The organism is Rickettsia endosymbiont of Oedothorax gibbosus, assembly GCF_936269705.1.
GTDB lineage: Bacteria > Pseudomonadota > Alphaproteobacteria > Rickettsiales > Rickettsiaceae > Tisiphia.
This window is the reverse complement of record NZ_OW370493.1, coordinates 1,602,433-1,625,775: the sequence shown is the minus strand read 5'-3', so window position 1 is coordinate 1,625,775 and position 23,343 is coordinate 1,602,433. Positions and strand designations below refer to the sequence as shown.

The window sequence follows — 23,343 nt, the reverse complement described above, 5'->3', positions numbered from 1 at the left end:
TCCCCTTTGTCTAGACAAAAATTTAGATAAATAGAGATATAATTCACAAAAATTAAATTGTTGTTTTTATACAATATTTTTTTCAAAATATACACATTCTGGAGTTTTATAATCCAAAGCTTGATGCATCCTTTGTCTATTATAAAAGTCCATATATTCGTTAATTGCTGTCTTTGCCTCCTTTACTGTTGTTAAAATAATCCGATAAATTTTTTCCTGTTTTAATGATCGCCAAAAACGTTCAATAAAAATATTATCTAAGGCTCGTCCCTTACCATCCATACTAATCAAGATATTATGTAGCTTTAGCATACTAATAAAATTCTCCGAGGTAAATTGTACTCCTTGATCAGTATTAAATATTTTTGGCATACCATATTTTTCTATAGCGTCTTCAAGGGCTGTTACACAAAATTCACTTTCCAAACTAATGGAGATTCGCCAACTTAGAATATAACGACTATACCAGTCAATAATAGCTACTAAATATACGAACCCTTGGCTCAGTCTTATATACGTTATATCTGCACTCCAAACCTGGTTTGGCAATACTATTTCTAATCCTTTTAGTAAATAAGGATATATTTTATGCACTTGATTCCTCTTGCTTAAATTTATTTTAGGATAAACAGCTTCAAGACCCATTATCTTGTAGTAACGTCTAACAGCTTTACGACCTACCGAAAAACCTTGGGCTTGTAAATATTTAGCCATCCGCCGCATACCATAATATGGATGCATAGTATAGGTCTCATCAATTATTGCCATAATCTTGATATCTTGTTCACTAATACCAGTAGGTTGATAGTAATAGGTTGACCTGCTAATATCCAATAACTTACACTGTTGTACAATTGTTAACTTATTATGATTAGGCTCTATCATATTACACCTAACCTTTAATTCCAAACAATGCAGATTTTTTTTTGAGCCAGTCACACTCAACGCTTAACTGACCAATTTGCTCATATAGATTCTTGATTAACCCCTGCTGATTTGGATCAGCACTCTGTGTTTTATTCTTAAAACCTTGTACTAACAACTCAAGACCTTGTTTTTTCCAGTTACTTATCTGTGTTGCATGAACACCATACTTACTGGTTATCTGGGCTATTGTTAGCTCTCCCTTAATTGCTTCTATGACAATTTTGGCTTTCTCCTCAGCACTATATTGCCTTACTTGTTTTTTCATCTCTAGCTCTCCTTGTTTGCTAAAGAATTCTATCTCATTTTTCTTATTTTTCTGTCCAAAATATTGGAACCATTATAATTTTTCATTTCAGATGGGTATATTTAAGGTTATGACAACTTAAAGTTGTGTCTTTTAAATAGCCCTGGTACTAATCTGATTAGCTATAAATTGACAAGTAATAAAATTTTCTATACTATTAAAATCTGATTTAATTAACCAGAGGGGATAGCAGTATTTATAAGCCTCCCAGACTTTCTTACTCTTATTAGATGATAAAAACATTGTTCAATTTTCCTATTGTTAGAATTTATCTAATATTTCAGTTTATTACCCGCGTCCTATTAAGCTCATACGCTTTATGGCAACAACAAATAACCATATCTGATCTAGTGTCAATTTTTGTTATTGGTACTCTCAATGATCTAATATCTCTTTGTTATTTTTTACCGATAATTTTACTGCTGATCATTGGTTTGCATAAATTATTGGCTCAGCATAAATTGTTGTATTTAAGCTGTTGCTTTATTGGTTATTTCTGTACTATTACTCTATTAATATTTATTACCATTGCCGAGATTACTTTTTGGGATGAGTTCGGTGTCAGATTTAATTTTATTGCGGTAGATTATTTAATTTATACCAATGAGATTATTGGTACTGTAAAAGAATCTTTACCCTATATAGAAATATTACTAGCTATTATAGTGATTGCACTATTGATTAATTTTTACTTGAGAAAATATATAATTAATCAAGCAAGTACTATAATAAATAGTAAGAAATATATTCTCTGCACGATAATGCTATTTTTCTTTAGCCTACTGGCTTTTAATTTTTATAACCCTAATAAAATTGATATAAATTCTAATAAATATGCTATCGAACTTGCTAGAAATGGTCATTATCAGTTTTTCTCTGCCTTTTTTAATAATAGTTTGGATTATAATAGTTTTTATCCAGTAATTGATAAAAAACGGGCTTTAGATATTGTTCGCAACAGTTTATCAAAAAATGAAGAACTATACTCAGATGACTCTACTATAGCACGTTATATCAAAGCTAATTCTTCTAATAATAAAAAATATAATATTATATTTATTACCGTGGAAAGTCTTAGTAGCGAATTCATGGGTAAATTTGGCAATCAACAAAATATTACACCAAATTTAGATAGATTAGCTGAGCAAAGCATATTTTTTACCAATTTATATGCAGTAGGCACTAGAACAGTAAGAGGTTTAGAGGCTATTACTTTATCAGTACCACCAACTCCTGGCTCATCCATTATCCGCCGCCCTGAGAATCAGTCACTATTTAATATAGCTACTGTTTTTAGGAATCAAGGCTATGTTACTAATTTCCTATTTGGTGGCTATAGCTACTTTGATAATTTACAAAATTATTTTCACGGTAATGGTTATAATATAGTTGATCGAGGCAACCTAAAATCCAATGAGATAAGTTTTGCTAATATTTGGGGAGTAGCTGATGAGGATATACTAATAAAATCACTGGAGTTAGCTGATCAAAATTACCATCAAGGCAAAGCCTTTTTCTCATTAATTATGACTACCTCTAATCATCGCCCTTATACTTTCACCGAAGGTAGAATTGATTTGCCGTCTGGTAGTGGGCGTAATGCAGCAGTTAAATACACCGACTATGCTATAGGTAGGTTTCTTGAATTAGCCAAAACTCACCCTTGGTTTGATAATACTATCTTTGTTATCACGGCTGACCATTGTGCGTCAAGTGCTGGTAAAACTGATTTACCAATTAATAAATATCACATACCTCTATTAATATATGCTCCTAATATATTAAAACCACAGATAGTTGATAATTTAGCAAGTCAAATTGATATTGCCCCTACTATTTTGGGATTATTAAATTTTTCGTATAATAGTAAGTTTTTTGGTCAAGATATATTGAACACGCCAGCAAACAGGGCTTTTATCAGTACTTACCAATTGCTTGGATTTATGAAGGATAATCATTTAGTTATCTTACGCCCACAGGAGCAACCAAAAACTTATAAATTAGTTGATGAAGATAAAATAGAGATTGATAATATTCCTAGTCTAGTAGAAGAAGCTATTAGTTTTTATCAGATAGCTTATGATTTATATATTCATGGTGAAATGAGGGAATAGATTGCTTGATTTGCATCTAATAGTAGAGTATCTTAAAAATAACTCTGCTATTCGGTGCGATGATCCTGAGAAACTACAAATTAACTCTTAATTTTTTCACAAGCATTTTAGAACAAGAATATCACCATCTCAGTCTTTGGTATTTTGTTAGTTTCATTGTATACCTGCAGCAAAACTGCATAACTTTATCTAATGTTTTTGCTAGTATGAATTTTTTATACATTTGGATTCCATACTATGCAAATACCATCAATTACTATTGAGCAAGTAGCTCAGCAATTTAAAGCCTGGCGTCAAACTAAAACTAATAAGTTTGATCCTATACCAAACCATCTAAAGGAATTAGTTTACCAATTACTCCATCATTATTCTTACCAAGAGATAGCTAAACATCTTAATATTAATAAAGCAACTATAATGGTTCCAATATTTTGGACAGAAAAATAAGAAAAATGAGATAGAATTCTTTAGCAAACAAGGAGAGCTAGAGATGAAAAAACAAGTAAGGCAATATAGTGCTGAGGAGAAAGCCAAAATTGTCATAGAAGCAATTAAGGGAGAGCTAACAATAGCCCAGATAACCAGTAAGTATGGTGTTCATGCAACACAGATCAGTAACTGGAAAAAACAAGGTCTTGAGTTGTTAGTACAAGGTTTTAAGAATAAAACACAGAGTGCTGATCCAAATCAGCAGGGGTTAATCAAGAATCTATATGAGCAAATTGGTCAGTTAAGCGTTGAGTGTGACTGGCTCAAAAAAAAATCTGCATTGTTTGGAATTAAAGGTTAGGTGTAATATGATACCAATTGCAATAATTAACACGGTGTGTTTATCCAGTCTCTATACATAATTGATTTTACTAAATCTACATTATGAGCAAATTGATTCCAAGCGTAACAAGCCATAGTGACGATATCTTCATATACACCATAACATTGGTTAGACAAGAAATGATTTTTGATCCATTCCCAAACTTGTTCCATTGCATTAAGTTCCGGTGCATAGGGCGGAAGCGGTATCAAAGTGATATTGCTTGGCACAGTTAGTTTTTTGGCTGTGTGCCAACCTGCATTATCCGTTAGTAAAGCTATATGTCGGTTGCCTTGAATACTGCGAGAAAGCTCTTCTAAGAATTTATTCATTGCCTGTGTGTTTGCATATGGTAAAATTAATGCAAAAGCTTCTCCTGTATCATGGCAAGCAGCTCCATAAATATATGTTGAAATGAATTGCTGTTGCCGAACTTTACGGGGTCTAGTGCCACGCTTAGCCCATATACGAGTTAAGCTACCTTGTTGCCCAACTCGAGTTTCATCCTGAGACCATATATCAACTTTACATCTATCGATATTTTTTGGTAATAATTTTGTTAACATGTCTGGGAAGTTTTTTTATATGTATTTTGAGTCTCTTGATTTGACTTTGGATGCATTGAACGAGAAGTAATCCAGCTAAAACCAAGGCGGTGCATAGTATTGTAGACTGTTTTTAAAGCGCATTTAGCACCATATTCCTCAAGTAACATGATATGTAGCTCCTTTCCAGTTATATACCCACCAGTTTTACTTTCACTGAGCGTATTGATTTTATCAAAAAGAGCAGACTCTTGTATAGTGTTAATCTTCCTAGGGGCGCCGCTTCTTTGTGATTCAAATAATCCTTCAAAACCATGATTCCTAAATCTTCTGAGCCATGATTGCACAGTTTTCCAGTGTGACTTCACTATTTCAGATATGGCTTTTAAAGATTTGCCTAATTGAAGGTGATACATCGCCAATAAACGTATACGATTTCGACCATGCGGCTCATGTTTCATCATTTTTATAAAATCATGACCATGAAAACCTTGTGGTAATATTAACCTAGCCATTTGAGTACCTTTATCAGTTAAAAACCCATTTTACACCACTGCGTTAATTATTGCAATTGGTATGATAGAGCCTAATCATAATAAGTTAACAATTGTACAACAGTGTAAGTTATTGGATATTAGCAGGTCAACCTATTACTATCAACCTACTGGTATTAGTGAACAAGATATCAAGATTATGGCAATAATTGATGAGACCTATACTATGCATCCATATTATGGTATGCGGCGGATGGCTAAATATTTACAAGCCCAAGGTTTTTCGGTAGGTCGTAAAGCTGTTAGACGTTACTACAAGATAATGGGTCTTGAAGCTGTTTATCCTAAAATAAATTTAAGCAAGAGGAATTAAGGTGGTCCCCTTTGTCTAGACAAAAATTTAGATAAATAGAGATATAATTCACAAAAATTAAATTGTTGTTTTTATACAATATTTTTTTCAAAATATACACATTCTGGAGTTTTATAATCCAAAGCTTGATGCATCCTTTGTCTATTATAAAAGTCCATATATTCGTTAATTGCTGTCTTTGCCTCCTTTACTGTTGTTAAAATAATCCGATAAATTTTTTCCTGTTTTAATGATCGCCAAAAACGTTCAATAAAAATATTATCTAAGGCTCGTCCCTTACCATCCATACTAATCAAGATATTATGTAGCTTTAGCATACTAATAAAATTCTCCGAGGTAAATTGTACTCCTTGATCAGTATTAAATATTTTTGGCATACCATATTTTTCTATAGCGTCTTCAAGGGCTGTTACACAAAATTCACTTTCCAAACTAATGGAGATTCGCCAACTTAGAATATAACGACTATACCAGTCAATAATAGCTACTAAATATACGAACCCTTGGCTCAGTCTTATATACGTTATATCTGCACTCCAAACCTGGTTTGGCAATACTATTTCTAATCCTTTTAGTAAATAAGGATATATTTTATGCGCTTGATTCCTCTTGCTTAAATTTATTTTAGGATAAACAGCTTCAAGACCCATTATCTTGTAGTAACGTCTAACAGCTTTACGACCTACCGAAAAACCTTGGGCTTGTAAATATTTAACCTGAGTTTGACGTAAGCACCAAACAAAATGCTAAGCATTATGTAATAACATAAACAAACTGTTGGTGGTGAGCTATGGTAAAAATAAAACCTTCTTTCAAACCAGTTTGTTAGAAAGAATATTTGAAAAGTAAGAAGGGAGGGATTATAAAGTTCTCGAATAATAACAACAAAATTGGAAAATATATTATGATCCCTCTTACGGAGATTTTCTGCTTAATTGATGATTTTTGCAAGCATTTTGATACGGAGCAAAATAAATATATATTACCAAATCCTAACCGTAAGCGTAAAGTAGTTTGCAGTATAGGACTCTCAGAGATTATTACTATTATAGTAATGTTTCACTTGAATCACTACCGTACCTTTAAAGATTTTTATTTATGCTGCTTATGTCAAAGTTATAGAAAGGAATTTCCAAAACTTGTGAGCTATAGTCGTTTTGTTCAGTTAATGCCAATGAGCTTCATGCCCATGGTATTACTGCTAAAAAGCCTATCAGGAAAACAAACTGGTCAATATTATATCGACTCTACTAAACTTCCTGCTTGCCATAATTTAAGAATTAATAGACATAAAGTATTCAAAGACATAGCAAAAAGAGGTAAGACTTCCACTGGGTGGTTCTTTGGTTGTAAGCTACATATTGTCATTAACAGTTGCGGAGAGATTATGAGTTTTTCTTTAACTCCAGGAAATGTTGATGATAGAGCAGTGGTAGAAAATTTAGTAGATAAATTACAAGGCTGGCTTTTTGGTGATCGTGGGTATATCAGTAAAAAACTCACTCAATCCCTTGCTAATCAAGGTTTAGAACTAATAACAAAAATTAAAAGTAATATGAAAGAAAGAATAATAGATCCTATTAAAAAGCGGTTTTTAAATAAAAGGTATATTATTGAAACCATTAATGATCAACTAAAAAACCTTTGTCATATAGACCATACAAGGCATAGATCTGTTATGAATTTTCAAACTAACGTATTAGCTGGACTGCTTGCCTATGTTTTTAAGCCTAATAAAATTTCTGTAGCTTTTGGAAAATTAAACAATCTCAACCTTCCTTTTACATCAAACTGAGGTTATTTAGCCATCCGCCGCATACCATAATATGGATGCATAGTATAGGTCTCATCAATTATTGCCATAATCTTGATATCTTGTTCACTAATACCAGTAGGTTGATAGTAATAGGTTGACCTGCTAATATCCAATAACTTACACTGTTGTACAATTGTTAACTTATTATGATTAGGCTCTATCATATTACACCTAACCTTTAATTCCAAACAATGCAGATTTTTTTTTGAGCCAGTCACACTCAACGCTTAACTGACCAATTTGCTCATATAGATTCTTGATTAACCCCTGCTGATTTGGATCAGCACTCTGTGTTTTATTCTTAAAACCTTGTACTAACAACTCAAGACCTTGTTTTTTCCAGTTACTGATCTGTGTTGCATGAACACCATACTTACTGGTTATCTGGGCTATTGTTAGCTCTCCCTTAATTGCTTCTATGACAATTTTGGCTTTCTCCTCAGCACTATATTGCCTTACTTGTTTTTTCATCTCTAGCTCTCCTTGTTTGCTAAAGAATTCTATCTCATTTTTCTTATTTTTCTGTCCAAAATATTGGAACCATTATAAGGAATCAAGTGCATAAAATATATCCTTATTTACTAAAAGGATTAGAAATAGTATTGCCAAACCAGGTTTGGAGTGCAGATATAACGTATATAAGACTGAGCCAAGGGTTCGTATATTTAGTAGCTATTATTGACTGGTATAGTCGTTATATTCTAAGTTGGCGAATCTCCATTAGTTTGGAAAGTGAATTTTGTGTAACAGCCCTTGAAGACGCTATAGAAAAATATGGTATGCCAAAAATATTTAATACTGATCAAGGAGTACAATTTACCTCGGAGAATTTTATTAGTATGCTAAAGCTACATAATATCTTGATTAGTATGGATGGTAAGGGACGAGCCTTAGATAATATTTTTATTGAACGTTTTTGGCGATCATTAAAACAGGAAAAAATTTATCGGATTATTTTAACAACAGTAAAGGAGGCAAAGACAGCAATTAACGAATATATGGACTTTTATAATAGACAAAGGATGCATCAAGCTTTGGATTATAAAACTCCAGAATGTGTATATTTTGAAAAAAATATTGTATAAAAACAACAATTTAATTTTTGTGAATTATATCTCTATTTATCTAAATTTTTGTCTAGACAAAGGGGACCACCTTACAATAGATGAGTCAGAAGAGTTAAAAGAGAAGGTAAAAATATTAGAGACTGTACCTGGTATTGGTAAATGTTTGGCTACAAAACTAATTAGTTTTGTACCTGAATTAGGGGATAAAAATTATAGTAGTAATGAATTGTCAGCAATTGTGGGGATAGCTCCGTACGCCCGTGATAGTGGTAATAAGCAAGGACGAAGATTTATTAGGGGAGGCAGAAAAATACCACGGGATGCTTTATACATGGCGGTATTAACTGGCAAAAATGGTTTTCAATATTTAAAAACTTTATACAATAGGCTTGTTAATAATTTTAAACCTAAGAAAGTTGCGATAGTTGCTTGTATGCGTAAGCTACTTGAAGTTTGCCATAAACTTATTCAACAAAAACGTTGTTTTATTATTTAGATAAATATTTTTTTGAAAATTTAGATAAAAGATAATTGCTATGATGTTTTCTATATATTTACTGCTATGTTCCTGATGATACCAAAGTTTTTCTTCAGGACTCATCTCTTTACATTGATGTTCATTGTGGTAAATCCCTCGTGTTTGTTTGAGAAAATATCCGCATTCTTCAGGGTAATATAGTTCATTCTCTGTAAATTTTCTCTGACCATGTGACAAACAATTGATCATCACTATTATTGCCAGTAATTCTTGATCTGCTTCTGATAATACCGGGTTATTATTATTACTTGCGTCAGTCATTAATTGGATAGAATCTGTTCTATTCTTACGATTCTTTAGTACGTTACCTATATTTTCTCCACCATGCCTATTACCGGTAAAATATAAAACTATCACCTCATTATTTGCAGTCTTAGCACATATTGTAGTAGTATAACAGCTGCGTCCTTTCTTATTTTGAGTACGTAATTTCTTATTGGCTATAGTAATTTCTAAAATCCTAGCTCTAGTATCATCAAGGTTCAGTGAACTACATTCGGCAGCCATTTCCAATAATACCCCGTAAATTTCAGCTCCACCACCTTCTTGCCAAACATCTAAATATTGTTGCCAGAGCGAGCTATATGCCACAGGAACACCACTTAAACTTTGCAGCCTAGATAAACGGTAGAAAGGAGTGCCATAGGTCTTTTGTAACACTATTGCACTTCTGCTACTATTTGTCCATTTGTTGATATTTTTATTGTTCATAACTATATAATCACAAGCATTACAACGTAGCGTTTTCTTTACATATCTGTTGACTGTAATTGGAGCATTACCTGTAAATTGTAGCAATTTTCTAGCTTCACTATTATATAGTTTGCCATTACAACAGTGAGGACAGCTATCACCACTACAAAAATTCTCAGGAGTTAAATAGCTGGTATTCGCATCCTTATAATCATCAAACCCATATTTACCTTGCCAATTACTACGATCTATCTTTTTGGGCTTATCGCACTCTTCTTCATTACCACCATTCCCGTTATCAGATTCACTTGGCGGTTCTTTTAATGAATCTGAACTATCTTTTTTTTGTTATCTGCCTTAAAACCAATCAGCATTTCCTTAAGCTTATTTATACTGATATTTGATGATGCTAGCTTGTCTATTAGCTCATTACAAAATTTCACAAGTTCTACTATCGTTTGCTGTTCATCTCCCGTTAATGAACTTTCCTTGACGTGTTGTATTAGTTCTTCTCGTTCTTCAGCACTTAAGGTCGCTACTTTTGGTTTTTTCATTTGATTAATTATCATTATTATTAATATTTCAAATGTTATAATATAACTGGTACTTTTTCAACTAGTTTTTATTAATCGGTGATATTTGCATAGTAGAAACCCAAATTTATACAATAAATTCGTACTAGCAAAAAAATTAGATAGTGTTACGCAGTTTTGCTGCAAGTATACGATTCTCCAATAAAACCAACTTATTAAAAGTGTTATTTTTTACTTCCTTTGTAAAAATATCTATATCAAATCCACTCTCTCTAATAATTATGGTATGATCTCCTGATTGATGAAATAGCCAATCATTATCTGCTGAAGGTTTCGCTTTAATAAGTGGTTTATTAGTAGTTTTATTAGACGTAACTGGTAAGTAAGGGCTATTAGCAGCTTCAGCTATGGCATTAAGGCTATAATTGTTTGGGGTTGTATTATTGGTAAAATTACTAGAATTGTTAGAAAGCCTTTCGGCAAAAGCACTTGCAGCAGCACAGAAGGTGATAAGATAACTAAGGGAAAAATATTTCATAAAAATCGCGTCCTATTTGTAAATACTAATTAATGTTTTATTTAACAAAACAGTTAACATAAACTATTAAAATTGATAAAATAGCTTTTTTATATAGAAGTCAAGATTTAATTTCAAATATATTATGATCCACTCTTTACTTTTGAATTTATAATTGCTGTTTTTTTTGGTAACGAACTTGACGCAGTTAGAGATACAAGATATAATTAATTAGTTATCACAGACAATCTCATAGATTTATTTTATAAGGTATTAGTGCTAACTATATTTAGTGATATAATATACAAATTAACAAAATAGCAATAGCATAAAATGTTTAATCAAATTTTAAAAAAATCCCCTTGGGGAGATTCTGAAGAGGATGAAAAAAGTGAATATAATATATTTACTAAACCAAGGAAAAAAAATAAGTTTAATTTCCAGGGATTTTTTAATAAGTTTGGTTTCAACAACAACATAATGATATTAGTGTGTTTATCATTAGTTGCCATTTGGTTTGCTTCCGGAGTTTATGAAGTTAAGGAGGGCGAAGAAGCTGCCGTAATGAGGTTTGGTCAATTTGTTCGCAAAGGGTCTCCTGGTTTGAATTATCACCTTCCTCTACCATTTGAACAGGTAGTAGTTGAGAAGGTAAACCAATCTCGGAGAATTGAGATTGGTTATAGATCGGCAAATAACCTTAGATCTAATATTGATAATACAAAAGCTATAACGGCTGAAAGCACTATGCTTACGGGTGATGAGAATATTGTTGCACTAAATTGTGACGTAATGTGGCATATTAGCGATTTGGAAAAATATATTTTTAATATTGTCAATCCAGAAGAGTCGGTAAAAATAGTTGCTGAAAGTGCGATAAGAGAAGTGATCGGCAATACCCCTATCTCCTCAATATTATCAGACCAAAAACAAGAAATTACTAATAAAATTGAGGCTTTAACCAGGGAAATCCTTGTTCATTATAATGCTGGTGTTGAAATTGAAAAAGTACAGCTACTAAAAGCTGAGCCACCAATTGAAGTAATCGATGCTTATAGGGATGTACAAACTTCTAAAGCTGATAAAGAACGGGAAATAAATCAGGCACTATCCTATAATAATGATATTTTGCCTAAAGCAAGGGGTGAAGCTGCTAGAATATTGCAAGAAGCGGAAGGTTACAGGCAAGAAGTTATCTCAAAGGCTGAAGGGGATAGTAAGAGGTTTGCTGCTGTCTATACACAATATGTTGCTAATAAATCGATAACTAAGGATCGTCTTTATTTAGAAGCTATAGAAAAAATTCTAACGGATACCAGTAAGGTTATTATGGGTACTAATGGCGTTTTGCCGCATATGGCAATTCAGCAAAATAAAATTAAGGAGTAGTACTGGATGAAGACAATTTATTATATAAGTTTTGTAGCTCTTGGATTATTCTTAGCAGTTATTAGTGCTTTGTTTACTGTTGATCAACGTTATTCTGCTGTGGTATTTCAATTCGGTGAAGCAGTAAGGACAATTGAAAGCCCTGGATTAAATATCAAAATTCCATTCATTCAAAATGTTGAATTTTTTGATAAACGTATCTTAAATGTAGAGGCAGAGGCAAAGGAGCTGACTGCTTCTGATGGAAAAAGGGTAATCGTTGATGCTTTTGCCAAATTTCGTATTACTGATCCTGTGATGTTTTATAAAACTGTTCATAACTATCAGGGAGTTAAAATTAGGCTTAATAAAAACCTAGAATCTTCAATGAGAAAAGTTATAGGTAGATTACCTTTAACTAGCCTTCTTACCAATGAGAGGTCTGAGATAATGTCAAATATCTTAAATCAAGTTAATCAAGAGGCAAGAAACTTTGGACTTGATGTAATTGATGTTAGAATTTTAAGAGCTGATTTACCAAAAGAAAATAGTGCGGCAATTTATCGCCGTATGCAAACTGCTCGTGAAAAAGAGGCAACTCAAATAAGAGCTGAAGGGCAAGAAGAAGGAGCTCGCATAAGATCAAGAGCTGACAAAGAAAGTAAAATATTGCTTGCTGAAGCTTACATGCAATCTCAAATCATTAAAGGAGAGGGAGATAGGGAGTCAGCCAAGATATATAATCTTGCTTATTCTGTTGATCCAGAATTTTATAAATTTTATAGATCATTGGAAGTATATAAAAATACTTTAAAGAAAGAGGATACTTCTTTTGTGTTGTCTCCAGAAGCCGAGTTATTTAAATATTTAAATTTGGGGAAATAATAGTTAATTGATGACGTTTGGGTTACTATATATGTCATTGCGAGACCATGTAATGGTCGAAGCAATCTATTTTAAATCACTTTCCTGGATTGCTTCGTCGACCTTGCGTTTTCCTCGCAATGACGTTTTACAGTTAATTAAATAGATGATATGGTTCAAAATATTGTTAAGTGTAATAATTTACTGAAATATTTGGTTATAGCTCTTCTGATGAACCTATGGCTGGCATCTTCTGTTTTTGCTGAAAATATTCCGTCAAATCAAATTCCATTAACTAAGGGTGCCGCTACTCCTGAAGAATCTAGTAATTTACAGTTGGTGCCAATAAAACCTGAATCTTATAAATATAGTTTTGCAGATATTGTTGAGCCACTTATTCCAGCTGTGGTAAATGTTTATACCGTACAATATAGTCAAAAATCAGAAGATTTTCATAAAAAATCTTCTGAATATTTTCCGTTTGATTATTTAAATGAACTTTTGGAGCGTTTTAATTTACCTTTTAATTTTGATGAAATGTATTCAAACCCTAAATCTGTTCCGCTTGGTTCTGGTTTTATTATAGATGCGGCTGGTTTTATTGTTACTAACCATCATGTAGTTGCCAATGCAGATGAGATTCACGTAAAATTAACTGATAATAGAGAAATGTTAGCTAAATTAGTAGGTAGTGATCAAAAAACCGATCTTGCTCTTTTAAAAATTGAGGCAGAAAGTCCTTTGCCTTTTGTAAAATTTGGTGATTCTGGTAAAGCTAGGGTAGGGGATTGGGTTATTGCTATCGGTAATCCTTTTGGTAGACTTGGAGGAACTGTCACTGCTGGTATCATATCTTCAAAAGGACGTGATATTGATAGTGGTATAGTAGATGATTTTATACAAACTGATGCGGCTATCAATAATGGTAATTCCGGTGGACCAATGTTTAATATTGATGGTGAAGTTATAGGAGTCAATACCGTAATGTTCTCTCCTTCTGGGACTAATATTGGTATTGGATTTGCCATTCCATCTAATACCACCAAATCAATTATCAACCAACTAAGGCAAAATGGAAAAATTAATCGTGGTGGTCTTGGGGTAATAATTCAAGAAGTAACTAATGAAATAGCTGAAGGATTTGGGCTAAAAGAAACCTCGGGAGCATTAGTAGTGGAAGTGCAAAAAGATGGCTCAGGTGAGAAATTTGGTATAAAGCCTGGAGATGTAATAATAGAGTTTGCTGGACAGCCAGTAAAGAGTTCAAGAAGGTTACAGGTAATGGTTGCTGAAACTGCCGTTGAGCAAGAAGTAAAAATTGTCGTTGTACGCGATGGCAAAAACCATGAGCTAAGTGGTAAGATTAAAGAAGAGGATATAGAGTCTGAAAAACTAGGTGATAATGATAAGGCGAGTGATAAAGCTTATGATAATAAAACTTCTGTTGTAAAGAATAATATTACTTTCAGTAATTTAACTGACAATTTAAAACGAAAATTTACCATTGGCAGTAAAGCCAATGGTATTATTGTAACGGACATTGTAAATAATGGAAAAAATTATAAATTTAAAGTTGGTGATTTAGTAATAGCATGCAATCAACAACCAATAATTTCAGTAGAGCAATTAAATTTGTTGTATGAAAATGCCAGAACTATGAAGAAACAAAATATAATCTTATTGGTACAGAGAAGGGGCGTTTCTATGTTTATAGCTTTACCGGTAACAAATTAGATTTTATATTTTTATAAAAAGATGTCATCTCTGCTTCGGTGTGGGATCCAGATTCCCGCCTATGCGGGAATAACAAAGGGACGAATGGAAATGACAATTTATAGATTGCTTCGTCGACCTACGGTCTCCTCGCAATGAAGTATAAGCCTATAACTCGTCATTGCGAGCGAACGTATGTGAGCGTGGCAGTCCATTTCTAGTCACTTTTATGGAGTGCTTAGCTCTAGCTTTGTGCCTCCTCACAATAAAGTTTGTGAACTTGGTACAACCCTAATCGGGTTAGCTATACTTAATTCAATAGACCTTTTGCATAACCTAAAGATAATTGAGGAATTTTTAGGAAAAACGAAGTCGAGTACCGCAGCGTACTAAGATGTACGTGAGGAATGGAGACGAGTTTTGACAACAAAATTACCAATTAGATTAGGTTATGCAAGAGGCCTAATATAATTACTGATTAACAGGTACAATATGGCAGATACTATTAAAACAAATCCTAAACAACGCTGGAAAGATGCAATAGGGAAGTTTAAACGAGCAATAATACCTGAGGAACATGATCACAATGGATTAGTTGACTGTGTTAGAGTAAGGGTGTCAGGTACTATACAGCAAGATAGTATTAAACCATATCTTGAAGAAATTGCTCAAGCTAAGCAAACTCTTGGTGGTAATGAATATCCAATTCTACGAATGAACAAAACTGAGTTAAAAAATCATCAACTATTTTATGATACACAATCGAATAGTTTAGTTGATAATAGCAATCAAACCGCCACTACCCTTGGTAAGGAAAGTAAACATACTAAAAACATTCAAGCTTTTGTAATGGCAAAAGATGGATCGCTTTATATTGGTACCCACAAAGGACAATATAGTCCAATAGAGCCTACTCTAACGCATGCTTCATTTTTAGGTGGTAGACCAGCAGAATTGGCAGGAATGATTAGTATTAATGAGAATGGTAAGATAGATATGATTAGTAGCGATAGTGGTCATTATGCCCCTGAACCATTAGATATGTACCGAGGAATTAAAAAATTACAAAAATTAATGCCAGAAATTTTTACTCCAGATTCTAAAATTAACTATTATGATAAAACTACTCATAATATGAAAATGAGTGAATTTTTAGAAATGATGGAGAAACCTACTATTAATGGTATACCGCTAAATCAAGAACTTAGAAATGAAAGAATTAAACAAATAAAAGAATATACAGAAAATCTAAAAAATGCTGTTTCTATAAAGATTGTTAGTGATGAAGCGAATTTACCAAATATTATAGCAAACTTAACTAAAGAAAAACAACAAGAATTAGTAGAAGGGCTAAAGCAGCCAATGGTTAACCTATCCGTGATCGATTCTGAACAGAAGCCTAAAGTTTATAGTGTATCTGAGCTAACAATTTCGATTCTAAATTCTGGTAGAGCAGATTCTATGCAAAAATTATTGGACTCTGGGATTACCAATAGAAAAGAATTTTATGAAATGAGACCTTTAGATTATGCCGTTTCTCAAGGTAAAACAGATATTGTAAAAACAATGCTTAATAATCCTAATATGCAGGAATCTTTAAAACAACAACCATCTAACTTAATACCGACTGTCTTGCATATATCAGCCGCATTTGGTAATACTGATATAATAACTGAAATACTAAAATATCCTGTAGGACGTGAGCTTTTAACCAAAAAAGACTTTAACGGTGATACTCCTTTAGAAGTTGCTAACAGACGTGGCAACAATTTAGCAGCTAATATTCTAGAGAAAGAATATTTTGAATCAGCTAAAGAACAATTAGCAAAATACTTTAAAACACAGATGGAAGGTAAGGAAGTTATTACTACGGCTCATCAGAATGAAATGAGAAAGGATGTAATAGCGATATTATCCCCTATGATTACAAAAAATGGAAAATATGATGATATTACAGAAGTTGCCGGATCGATAGTTAGAAAGTCTGCTAAAATTGCTGATAAAAAATTAGATTGGAAACAGAAAATTGCAGAAATAGGTGATATTATAAAGGACGCATTGCCAAAAATCTTTTTTAACAAGAGAGAACAAAAATTTAAAAATATATTAAATGACAAGAATATTATAACTGAATTACAAAAACTCCGCAAAGATTATCAAGTAAAGAATGATAATAGTAATATAAAAAAAATAACTCCAATATCAGCAGTCAAAACTATAAAAAATAAGGAAGATCAAATCATTAAATCGTGATATATCATGATCATGATTATGATTGCTTTTTATCCCCCGAGTTTATATCCTAAGATATTTGGATAGACGAATAAAATTCGTATGATATTTTTACTTACTTGCAATCTTTAATTCCGGTTTACAAAATATCCTCTGAAAATGCAATATTTTTAGGTAACCATGAAAATGGCAAACCTCTATATGCCGAAGGTTATCAACATATTTTATTACTAGCACCACATGGCTCTGGTAAAGGGGTATGCTTTTTAAATGATTGACTCCCCCTTACTATAGTACCCTACAATTTTGAGAAGATGAAGAAGAATGGTTGATTTAGAGTGGTGTGAAGTAGTATAAGGTAGGTATTTTTATAACAAAATGCATAATATAATACTTCAAGAATTGATTTTATATATAGACGGAAATAAATCAAGATTAAAATGTTTGGTTGGTATGGTAATTAGTTTGCTGACGGGCAGCTCAATTTATCAAAAAGGTTTAGCACTTGGTATTTTAGGTGATGCTAAAGCGACGTCAAAAACTCATAGAATTTATCGTTTTTTAAAAGATTTTAATTTTGATTATATGAAGGTTGGCTATTTGCTATTAAGCTTTTTTGCTTCAAAAAATTATGTCGTAGCAATGGATAGGACAAGTTGGAAATTTGGTAAATCCGATATTAATATTTTATTTTTAGTAATGGTAATTGGTAAAATATCGGTGCCAATATTCTGGAAGACTTTGTCGCATGGTGGCGGGTGTTCTGCAGAATTTATGAAGGAATTTTTACAGAAATTTATTAATAATTTTGGCGTTGAAAGAATAAAATATTTGCTTGCTGATAGAGAATTTATGAATAAAGAATGGTTAGACTTTCTGATAAATAACCATCTAAAGTTTGTTATTCCATAAAAATGGATCATAAAATTCGTCTTACAAAAGGTTTAAGAACTTTAACCATTGAAAGAATATTTAGTGATGTTAAAGCCTTAGAGTATAGGGCTTGTAGTGGTATATTATGGAATAGAAAGGTTAATTTTACCGCATATAGAAATGATAAGAGCGAGCTGATGGTTCTGGTGTCTTCAATTGAAATAGAGCAAGATATTTTTGCTTTATATAAATTTTGTTGGAGTGTTGAACGACTATTTTTGCACCTAAAAAGCGGTGGTTTTGATATTGAAAAAAGTCACATTGTAAAATTGGATAGATTTGAAAAATTATTAGTGATAACTGCTATTGCTTCAGCTTTAATAGTCAAAAATGGAATAATACAAAATGCCTTAAATCCCATCCGAATAAAACGGTACAAAACCATTGAAAGACAATTGTTTTCATTATTTACCTATGGCTTTGATCATATCAAAAATGCTTTTTATCAATCTACAACAGCCATAACGCAGCTAATATCCACATTATTAATACCTCCCAAACAAAAACTTTTTTCTATCCTAATACCATCTTTACAAAAATTGTAGGGTATTATGGATAAAAAGTCATCAATTTGGTCTTGCTGGAAGATATATTCGAACTTTAGATGTGAATAGATGGGGAGTTTTAATGTTACTATCTGCCATTGTTATTATAACATATTGGGTTATAGGTGTGGTAGGCTATAGCCAAGGTATGCAAAGAATTTTCCAACCTAACACAGTAAAAGATAAAAAGATTTATTCGTATTTTACCCTTGGGAAATTTATTATTGAATTTAATTATTTGCATGCCATAAAACCATTGGTAGAACCCCTGGCATCTATTATAAAGACGGAGCTTTGTCGTGCTTAATTTCGTGGGGATACATCAGATTGCGAGGAGGCATGAGCCGACAAAGTAATCCAGAAAGTAATTAAAAACGGATTGCTTCGACCATTACATGGTCTCGCAATGACGTATATGCACCCCAAACGTCATTGCGAGGAGTGCTAAAGCACAACGAAGCAACTCATAAGAATTAGTATGATACATCAAGACTAGATGGATTGCTTCGTCGGGCGGTTTCCGCACCTCTCGCAATGACGTTTTATGCTGTTTAATACTTATACTCGATAATCAAGTTTTTTGCAGAGCTTATAAATAGTAGGTTGTTTGAAGGAAATTTGAATATATCCGAGTCACAACATCTATCTTTAAACGCAAAATTTGTCATATATGGACGAGTGAATTTGTCAACAAAGAAACTCAATAACTAACCAGCTGAAGCTGGTAGGTTGAAGTTGCGACTAGAAGTCACGGATTTACTCTAAAGAGATATTCATTACATTATTAGGCTGATGTGCATCTGAATGATTGTTAATGTAGTTATTGATTATATCATCAGTGACATTACCCATAGTACCCTACAATTTTTGTAAAGATGGTATTAGGATAGAAAAAAGTTTTTGTTTGGGAGGTATTAATAATGTGGATATTAGCTGCGTTATGGCTGTTGTAGATTGATAAAAAGCATTTTTGATATGATCAAAGCCATAGGTAAATAATGAAAACAATTGTCTTTCAATGGTTTTGTACCGTTTTATTCGGATGGGATTTAAGGCATTTTGTATTATTCCATTTTTGACTATTAAAGCTGAAGCAATAGCAGTTATCACTAATAATTTTTCAAATCTATCCAATTTTACAATGTGACTTTTTTCAATATCAAAACCACCGCTTTTTAGGTGCAAAAATAGTCGTTCAACACTCCAACGAAATTTATATAAAGCAAAAATATCTTGCTCTATTTCAATTGAAGACACCAGAACCATCAGCTCGCTCTTATCATTTCTATATGCGGTAAAATTAACCTTTCTATTCCATAATATACCACTACAAGCCCTATACTCTAAGGCTTTAACATCACTAAATATTCTTTCAATGGTTAAAGTTCTTAAACCTTTTGTAAGACGAATTTTATGATCCATTTTTAATGGAATAACAAACTTTAGATGGTTATTTATCAGAAAGTCTAACCATTCTTTATTCATAAATTCTCTATCAGCAAGCAAATATTTTATTCTTTCAACGCCAAAATTATTAATAAATTTCTGTAAAAATTCCTTCATAAATTCTGCAGAACACCCACCACCATGCGACAAAGTCTTCCAGAATATTGGCACCGATATTTTACCAATTACCATTACTAAAAATAAAATATTAATATCGGATTTACCAAATTTCCAACTTGTCCTATCCATTGCTACGACATAATTTTTTGAAGCAAAAAAGCTTAATAGCAAATAGCCAACCTTCATATAATCAAAATTAAAATCTTTTAAAAAACGATAAATTCTATGAGTTTTTGACGTCGCTTTAGCATCACCTAAAATACCAAGTGCTAAACCTTTTTGATAAATTGAGCTGCCCGTCAGCAAACTAATTACCATACCAACCAAACATTTTAATCTTGATTTATTTCCGTCTATATATAAAATCAATTCTTGAAGTATTATATTATGCATTTTGTTATAAAAATACCTACCTTATACTACTTCACACCGCTCTAAATCAACCATTCTTCTTCATCTTCTCAAAATTGTAGGGTACTATACCCCCTTACCCCCATTTTTTATTGTACCGGGGACAGTACCATATTAGCTTATTCTATAGCTAATTTTTTCATAACACTATCCCATATATGTTGGTAAGGATAAGATGAAGACAACAAGAATTTAATGCTCCTAGTATTTCTAATAATTACTGCTCCAATTTTGAACAATTTTAAACGCACCGTTCCTACCAAGGCTTTAGCTAATTCAGTACCTTGTAAAAACTTATCATACCAATTGCAATAATTAACGCAGTGGTGTAAAATGGGTTTTTAACTGATAAAGGTACTCAAATGGCTAGGTTAATATTACCACAAGGTTTTCATGGTCATGATTTTATAAAAATGATGAAACATGAGCCGCATGGTCGAAATCGTATACGTTTATTGGCGATGTATCACCTTCAATTAGGCAAATCTTTAAAAGCCATATCTGAAATAGTGAAGTCACACTGGAAAACTGTGCAATCATGGCTCAGAAGATTTAGGAATCATGGTTTTGAAGGATTATTTGAATCACAAAGAAGCGGTGCCCCTAGGAAGATTAACACTATACAAGAGTCTGCTCTTTTTGATAAAATCAATACGCTCAGTGAAAGTAAAACTGGTGGGTATATAACTGGAAAGGAGCTACATATCATGTTACTTGAGGAATATGGTGCTAAATGCGCTTTAAAAACAGTCTACAATACTATGCACCGCCTTGGTTTTAGCTGGATTACTTCTCGTTCAATGCATCCAAAGTCAAATCAAGAGACTCAAAATACATATAAAAAAACTTCCCAGACATGTTAACAAAATTATTACCAAAAAATATCGATAGATGTAAAGTTGATATATGGTCTCAGGATGAAACTCGAGTTGGGCAACAAGGTAGCTTAACTCGTATATGGGCTAAGCGTGGCACTAGACCCCGTAAAGTTCGGCAACAGCAATTCATTTCAACATATATTTATGGAGCTGCTTGCCATGATACAGGAGAAGCTTTTGCATTAATTTTACCATATGCAAACACACAGGCAATGAATAAATTCTTAGAAGAGCTTTCTCGCAGTATTCAAGGCAACCGACATATAGCTTTACTAACGGATAATGCAGGTTGGCACACAGCCAAAAAACTAACTGTGCCAAGCAATATCACTTTGATACCGCTTCCGCCCTATGCACCGGAACTTAATGCAATGGAACAAGTTTGGGAATGGATCAAAAATCATTTCTTGTCTAACCAATGTTATGGTGTATATGAAGATATCGTCACTATGGCTTGTTACGCTTGGAATCAATTTGCTCATAATGTAGATTTAGTAAAATCAATTATGTATAGAGACTGGATAAACACACCGTGTTAATTATTGCAATTGGTATCACGTATATATTCTACGTATACTTGCAGCAAAACTGCGTAACACTATCTAATTTTTTTGCTAGTAACGTCAGTTCGGGATAAGATATAGATGAAATAGTAATAGATAAAAGGATTGTCAAAAAGGAGTGCCTGCAGTATTTATATTTTTAAACAAAAAAACAAACTACAGGCATGAAAAAAGATATCACAGAATTATATAGTTTTATAGATGATTTTTGTAAAATTTATTTGGAGTATGAACAGAGAAAGTTATTACCATCAAATAAGCAAAGAAATCGCTGTTGTAGCATGAGTCTAAGTGAAATGTTAACAATAATAATTATGTTTCATACATCCTATGCTAAGAATTTTAAATTTTCTATAAAAGTTATAGGGACTAGTGTTAAGAACAAGCTCTTTTGCCGCCACTTAGAATTAAATTGGAAAATCTTTAATCCTTTTTTCATACTCAGATTGGCAATCTCCGAGTGATAATTTTGAATACATCTCCAATGATTGACGACTCTCATGTCCTGAATATGGCTGAATTAATGCGTCATCTACGCCTTTTTTCTTCATCCAAGTAAAAAGAAAATGTCTTAATGTATGAGGAGATATTGAATGCTCAATACCCGCTTCTTTTGTATAGTTCATTAATATTTTTCTAATGCCTCGATCAGAATATGCCATCTTCAAACTTGATTCAAATAAATATTTTGAATCATTTCTTTTCATATTTTCTAGATGAACAGCTAATATTTCCTTAAAACTATCAGGAAACGGAACTATTCTGTCCTTCTTTCCCTTACCTTGCACAACTTTTATCTGACAATTATCTAAATCTATGTCAGATATTTTTATATTTACTAACTCAGAAACTCTCACCCCGGTATAAAGCAATGTTTTAATCATTACTATATGCTTCATATTTCTAGATTTCCATACCGTGTTGTAATATTTATTTATTTCCTCTTCCGTAGGCACATACGGCAACTTCCTTTCCTTACCACTCTTTACTTCTACATCAAGATTTTTTCTTATATGCCTGAATAATTCTCTTAAGTAATTATAATCAGGCTTTTCTTTTTTCAGATGTTTGCAAAAATATTTAGCTTTTTCTCTAACTGGCGTACGTTCTAATATCATAATAAGCAATTAAATAGTTATCCCGATTAACAAGCGTTTATTAAAATCTAACGGAAAAAGACCATAAGGATTTATATGACCTGAGAATAACGGTGTTAATGCTCTATAGTCTTCAGGCATAAACCTGTTCTGCCAATGTGGCTGTGATAATATTTGTTGAATAATCAAGGTATTGATATAAACCATACATACCTGCAACAGATGTAAACATAATACCGATAATTCCTGATCTTCAATATTGTTCGTTGCAATGTGACCTAGTTTACCGTAAAAAATAAAATCCATTACATTATTAAGGCGTTCAACAATATTTAGTCCTTCATTAACTCAATGATAGGTAAGCCACTAGTTTGACTAGTGAGACCATCAAGGCTTGGCCTTTAGATTTAGTATAAAATAAAAAGTTATCATATATAACTT

At 32.5% G+C, this 23,343-nt stretch carries 23 protein-coding genes and 3 pseudogenes; 15 read left to right on the top strand and 11 right to left on the bottom strand.

Annotated elements, in window-relative coordinates; all coding sequences use genetic code 11:
- Positions 1–66: 66 nt before the first annotated feature.
- Together NBW66_RS08800 and NBW66_RS08795 are read right to left on the bottom strand one after the other, a co-directional pair.
- Positions 67–885: an IS3 family transposase gene (locus NBW66_RS08800; RefSeq protein WP_250310686.1), complete on the bottom strand. Its 819-nt coding sequence runs from the start codon at positions 883–885 to the stop codon at positions 67–69.
- 7 nt (positions 886–892) lie between these two features.
- Positions 893–1,192, bottom strand: a complete 300-nt coding sequence (locus tag NBW66_RS08795) for a transposase (protein ID WP_094649795.1) — start codon at positions 1,190–1,192, stop codon at positions 893–895.
- Positions 1,193–1,581: 389 nt separating this feature from the next.
- On the opposite strand from NBW66_RS08795, the gene NBW66_RS08790 reads away from it, so the two are divergent.
- The 3 genes from NBW66_RS08790 (at position 1,582) to NBW66_RS08780 (ending at position 4,135) form a co-directional block, all read left to right on the top strand.
- The gene (locus NBW66_RS08790) at positions 1,582–3,345 is read left to right on the top strand and encodes an LTA synthase family protein (protein ID WP_250310748.1); all 1,764 of its coding nucleotides are present in this window, start codon (positions 1,582–1,584) and stop codon (positions 3,343–3,345) included.
- Between the two features lie 237 nt (positions 3,346–3,582).
- Positions 3,583–3,792: a hypothetical protein gene (locus NBW66_RS08785; protein ID WP_250310747.1), complete on the top strand. Its 210-nt coding sequence runs from the start codon at positions 3,583–3,585 to the stop codon at positions 3,790–3,792.
- Positions 3,793–3,835: 43 nt separating this feature from the next.
- Complete coding sequence (locus tag NBW66_RS08780; protein ID WP_094649795.1) at positions 3,836–4,135, top strand: transposase; 300 nt, start codon at positions 3,836–3,838, stop codon at positions 4,133–4,135.
- Positions 4,136–7,365: 3,230 nt separating this feature from the next.
- Here the strand turns inward: NBW66_RS08780 and NBW66_RS08750 are convergent.
- Both NBW66_RS08750 and NBW66_RS08745 read right to left on the bottom strand, forming a co-directional pair.
- Positions 7,366–7,548 (bottom strand): hypothetical protein, encoded by a 183-nt coding sequence (locus NBW66_RS08750; RefSeq protein ID WP_250310744.1) that lies wholly within the window; start codon positions 7,546–7,548, stop codon positions 7,366–7,368.
- Positions 7,549–7,555: 7 nt separating this feature from the next.
- Positions 7,556–7,855 (bottom strand): transposase, encoded by a 300-nt coding sequence (locus NBW66_RS08745; protein WP_094649795.1) that lies wholly within the window; start codon positions 7,853–7,855, stop codon positions 7,556–7,558.
- 89 nt (positions 7,856–7,944) lie between these two features.
- Here NBW66_RS08745 and NBW66_RS08740 point away from each other — a divergent pair.
- Both NBW66_RS08740 and NBW66_RS08735 read left to right on the top strand, forming a co-directional pair.
- Positions 7,945–8,469: pseudogene (locus NBW66_RS08740) on the top strand (IS3 family transposase); the annotation flags it as partial.
- Positions 8,470–8,488: 19 nt separating this feature from the next.
- Entirely contained in the window at positions 8,489–8,947 is a 459-nt protein-coding gene (locus tag NBW66_RS08735) for a transposase (RefSeq protein WP_250310743.1), read from the top strand.
- Here NBW66_RS08735 and NBW66_RS08730 read toward each other — a convergent pair.
- From NBW66_RS08730 to NBW66_RS08720, 3 genes are all read right to left on the bottom strand, one after another.
- On the bottom strand, positions 8,894–9,700 hold the full coding sequence (locus NBW66_RS08730) for an IS66 family transposase (RefSeq protein ID WP_250310742.1): 807 nt from the start codon (positions 9,698–9,700) through the stop codon (positions 8,894–8,896). The two genes, NBW66_RS08735 and NBW66_RS08730, sit on opposite strands and share 54 nt — an antisense overlap.
- Positions 9,701–10,002: 302 nt before the next feature.
- Entirely contained in the window at positions 10,003–10,236 is a 234-nt protein-coding gene (locus NBW66_RS08725; RefSeq protein WP_250310741.1) for a hypothetical protein, read from the bottom strand.
- Between the two features lie 136 nt (positions 10,237–10,372).
- Positions 10,373–10,753, bottom strand: a complete 381-nt coding sequence (locus tag NBW66_RS08720) for a hypothetical protein (RefSeq protein ID WP_250310740.1) — start codon at positions 10,751–10,753, stop codon at positions 10,373–10,375.
- A 312-nt stretch (positions 10,754–11,065) separates the two neighbouring features.
- Between NBW66_RS08720 and hflK the strand changes: the two genes are divergently transcribed.
- The 7 genes from hflK (at position 11,066) to NBW66_RS08685 (ending at position 18,694) form a co-directional block, all read left to right on the top strand.
- Complete coding sequence (gene hflK, locus NBW66_RS08715) at positions 11,066–12,121, top strand: FtsH protease activity modulator HflK (RefSeq protein ID WP_250310739.1); 1,056 nt, start codon at positions 11,066–11,068, stop codon at positions 12,119–12,121.
- Positions 12,122–12,127: 6 nt separating this feature from the next.
- Positions 12,128–12,985, top strand: coding sequence for a protease modulator HflC (gene hflC / locus NBW66_RS08710; RefSeq protein ID WP_250310738.1), 858 nt, complete (start codon positions 12,128–12,130; stop codon positions 12,983–12,985).
- Between the two features lie 150 nt (positions 12,986–13,135).
- Positions 13,136–14,698: a Do family serine endopeptidase gene (locus NBW66_RS08705; protein WP_250310737.1), complete on the top strand. Its 1,563-nt coding sequence runs from the start codon at positions 13,136–13,138 to the stop codon at positions 14,696–14,698.
- A 471-nt stretch (positions 14,699–15,169) separates the two neighbouring features.
- Complete coding sequence (locus tag NBW66_RS08700) at positions 15,170–16,930, top strand: ankyrin repeat domain-containing protein (RefSeq protein WP_250310736.1); 1,761 nt, start codon at positions 15,170–15,172, stop codon at positions 16,928–16,930.
- A 357-nt stretch (positions 16,931–17,287) separates the two neighbouring features.
- Complete coding sequence (locus NBW66_RS08695; RefSeq protein WP_250310735.1) at positions 17,288–17,821, top strand: hypothetical protein; 534 nt, start codon at positions 17,288–17,290, stop codon at positions 17,819–17,821.
- A gap of 2 nt (positions 17,822–17,823) precedes the next feature.
- On the top strand, positions 17,824–18,387 hold the full coding sequence (locus tag NBW66_RS08690; RefSeq protein ID WP_250310734.1) for a hypothetical protein: 564 nt from the start codon (positions 17,824–17,826) through the stop codon (positions 18,385–18,387).
- A 61-nt stretch (positions 18,388–18,448) separates the two neighbouring features.
- A complete protein-coding gene (locus NBW66_RS08685) occupies positions 18,449–18,694 on the top strand; it encodes a hypothetical protein (protein WP_250310733.1) in 246 nt (81 codons plus the stop codon).
- A gap of 551 nt (positions 18,695–19,245) precedes the next feature.
- Here NBW66_RS08685 and NBW66_RS08680 read toward each other — a convergent pair.
- Positions 19,246–20,346: a transposase gene (locus NBW66_RS08680; RefSeq protein ID WP_250310546.1), complete on the bottom strand. Its 1,101-nt coding sequence runs from the start codon at positions 20,344–20,346 to the stop codon at positions 19,246–19,248.
- Between the two features lie 137 nt (positions 20,347–20,483).
- Positions 20,484–20,699, bottom strand: coding sequence for a transposase (locus tag NBW66_RS14575; RefSeq protein ID WP_284346747.1), 216 nt, complete (start codon positions 20,697–20,699; stop codon positions 20,484–20,486).
- A gap of 27 nt (positions 20,700–20,726) precedes the next feature.
- On the opposite strand from NBW66_RS14575, the gene NBW66_RS08670 reads away from it, so the two are divergent.
- The 3 genes and pseudogenes from NBW66_RS08670 to NBW66_RS08660 form a co-directional block, all read left to right on the top strand.
- Positions 20,727–21,227 carry a helix-turn-helix domain-containing protein gene (locus NBW66_RS08670; protein WP_250310542.1) on the top strand — a complete coding sequence of 167 codons (501 nt, stop codon included), beginning with the start codon at positions 20,727–20,729 and terminating at the stop codon, positions 21,225–21,227.
- The gene (locus tag NBW66_RS08665; protein ID WP_250310543.1) at positions 21,221–21,781 is read left to right on the top strand and encodes an IS630 family transposase; all 561 of its coding nucleotides are present in this window, start codon (positions 21,221–21,223) and stop codon (positions 21,779–21,781) included. The genes NBW66_RS08670 and NBW66_RS08665 overlap by 7 nt, the downstream gene beginning before the upstream one ends.
- A gap of 188 nt (positions 21,782–21,969) precedes the next feature.
- A pseudogene (locus NBW66_RS08660) lies at positions 21,970–22,164 on the top strand (IS982 family transposase); the annotation flags it as partial.
- A 48-nt stretch (positions 22,165–22,212) separates the two neighbouring features.
- On the opposite strand, the gene NBW66_RS08655 reads toward NBW66_RS08660, so the two are convergent.
- Together NBW66_RS08655 and NBW66_RS08650 are read right to left on the bottom strand one after the other, a co-directional pair.
- A complete protein-coding gene (locus NBW66_RS08655) occupies positions 22,213–22,923 on the bottom strand; it encodes a tyrosine-type recombinase/integrase (RefSeq protein ID WP_250310731.1) in 711 nt (236 codons plus the stop codon).
- 9 nt (positions 22,924–22,932) lie between these two features.
- Positions 22,933–23,250: pseudogene (locus NBW66_RS08650) on the bottom strand (Tn3 family transposase); the annotation flags it as partial.
- Between the last annotated feature and the right edge of the window lie 93 nt (positions 23,251–23,343).

What these genes read in the sequence shown, in the direction of transcription:
- NBW66_RS08800 (WP_250310686.1), bottom strand. Translation starts at nt 885, where the DNA reads ATGATAGAGCCTAATCATAATAAGTTAACAATTGTACAACAGTGTAAG.
- NBW66_RS08795 (WP_094649795.1), bottom strand. Translation starts at nt 1,192, where the DNA reads ATGAAAAAACAAGTAAGGCAATATAGTGCTGAGGAGAAAGCCAAAATT.
- NBW66_RS08785 (WP_250310747.1), top strand. Translation starts at nt 3,583, where the DNA reads ATGCAAATACCATCAATTACTATTGAGCAAGTAGCTCAGCAATTTAAA.
- NBW66_RS08780 (WP_094649795.1), top strand. Translation starts at nt 3,836, where the DNA reads ATGAAAAAACAAGTAAGGCAATATAGTGCTGAGGAGAAAGCCAAAATT.
- NBW66_RS08750 (WP_250310744.1), bottom strand. Translation starts at nt 7,548, where the DNA reads ATGATAGAGCCTAATCATAATAAGTTAACAATTGTACAACAGTGTAAG.
- NBW66_RS08745 (WP_094649795.1), bottom strand. Translation starts at nt 7,855, where the DNA reads ATGAAAAAACAAGTAAGGCAATATAGTGCTGAGGAGAAAGCCAAAATT.
- NBW66_RS08730 (WP_250310742.1), bottom strand. Translation starts at nt 9,700, where the DNA reads ATGAACAATAAAAATATCAACAAATGGACAAATAGTAGCAGAAGTGCA.
- NBW66_RS08725 (WP_250310741.1), bottom strand. Translation starts at nt 10,236, where the DNA reads ATGAAAAAACCAAAAGTAGCGACCTTAAGTGCTGAAGAACGAGAAGAA.
- NBW66_RS08720 (WP_250310740.1), bottom strand. Translation starts at nt 10,753, where the DNA reads ATGAAATATTTTTCCCTTAGTTATCTTATCACCTTCTGTGCTGCTGCA.
- hflK (WP_250310739.1), top strand. Translation starts at nt 11,066, where the DNA reads ATGTTTAATCAAATTTTAAAAAAATCCCCTTGGGGAGATTCTGAAGAG.
- hflC (WP_250310738.1), top strand. Translation starts at nt 12,128, where the DNA reads ATGAAGACAATTTATTATATAAGTTTTGTAGCTCTTGGATTATTCTTA.
- NBW66_RS08705 (WP_250310737.1), top strand. Translation starts at nt 13,136, where the DNA reads ATGGTTCAAAATATTGTTAAGTGTAATAATTTACTGAAATATTTGGTT.
- NBW66_RS08700 (WP_250310736.1), top strand. Translation starts at nt 15,170, where the DNA reads ATGGCAGATACTATTAAAACAAATCCTAAACAACGCTGGAAAGATGCA.
- NBW66_RS08695 (WP_250310735.1), top strand. Translation starts at nt 17,288, where the DNA reads ATGCATAATATAATACTTCAAGAATTGATTTTATATATAGACGGAAAT.
- NBW66_RS08690 (WP_250310734.1), top strand. Translation starts at nt 17,824, where the DNA reads ATGGATCATAAAATTCGTCTTACAAAAGGTTTAAGAACTTTAACCATT.
- NBW66_RS08680 (WP_250310546.1), bottom strand. Translation starts at nt 20,346, where the DNA reads ATGCATAATATAATACTTCAAGAATTGATTTTATATATAGACGGAAAT.
- NBW66_RS08670 (WP_250310542.1), top strand. Translation starts at nt 20,727, where the DNA reads ATGGCTAGGTTAATATTACCACAAGGTTTTCATGGTCATGATTTTATA.
- NBW66_RS08665 (WP_250310543.1), top strand. Translation starts at nt 21,221, where the DNA reads ATGTTAACAAAATTATTACCAAAAAATATCGATAGATGTAAAGTTGAT.
- NBW66_RS08655 (WP_250310731.1), bottom strand. Translation starts at nt 22,923, where the DNA reads ATGATATTAGAACGTACGCCAGTTAGAGAAAAAGCTAAATATTTTTGC.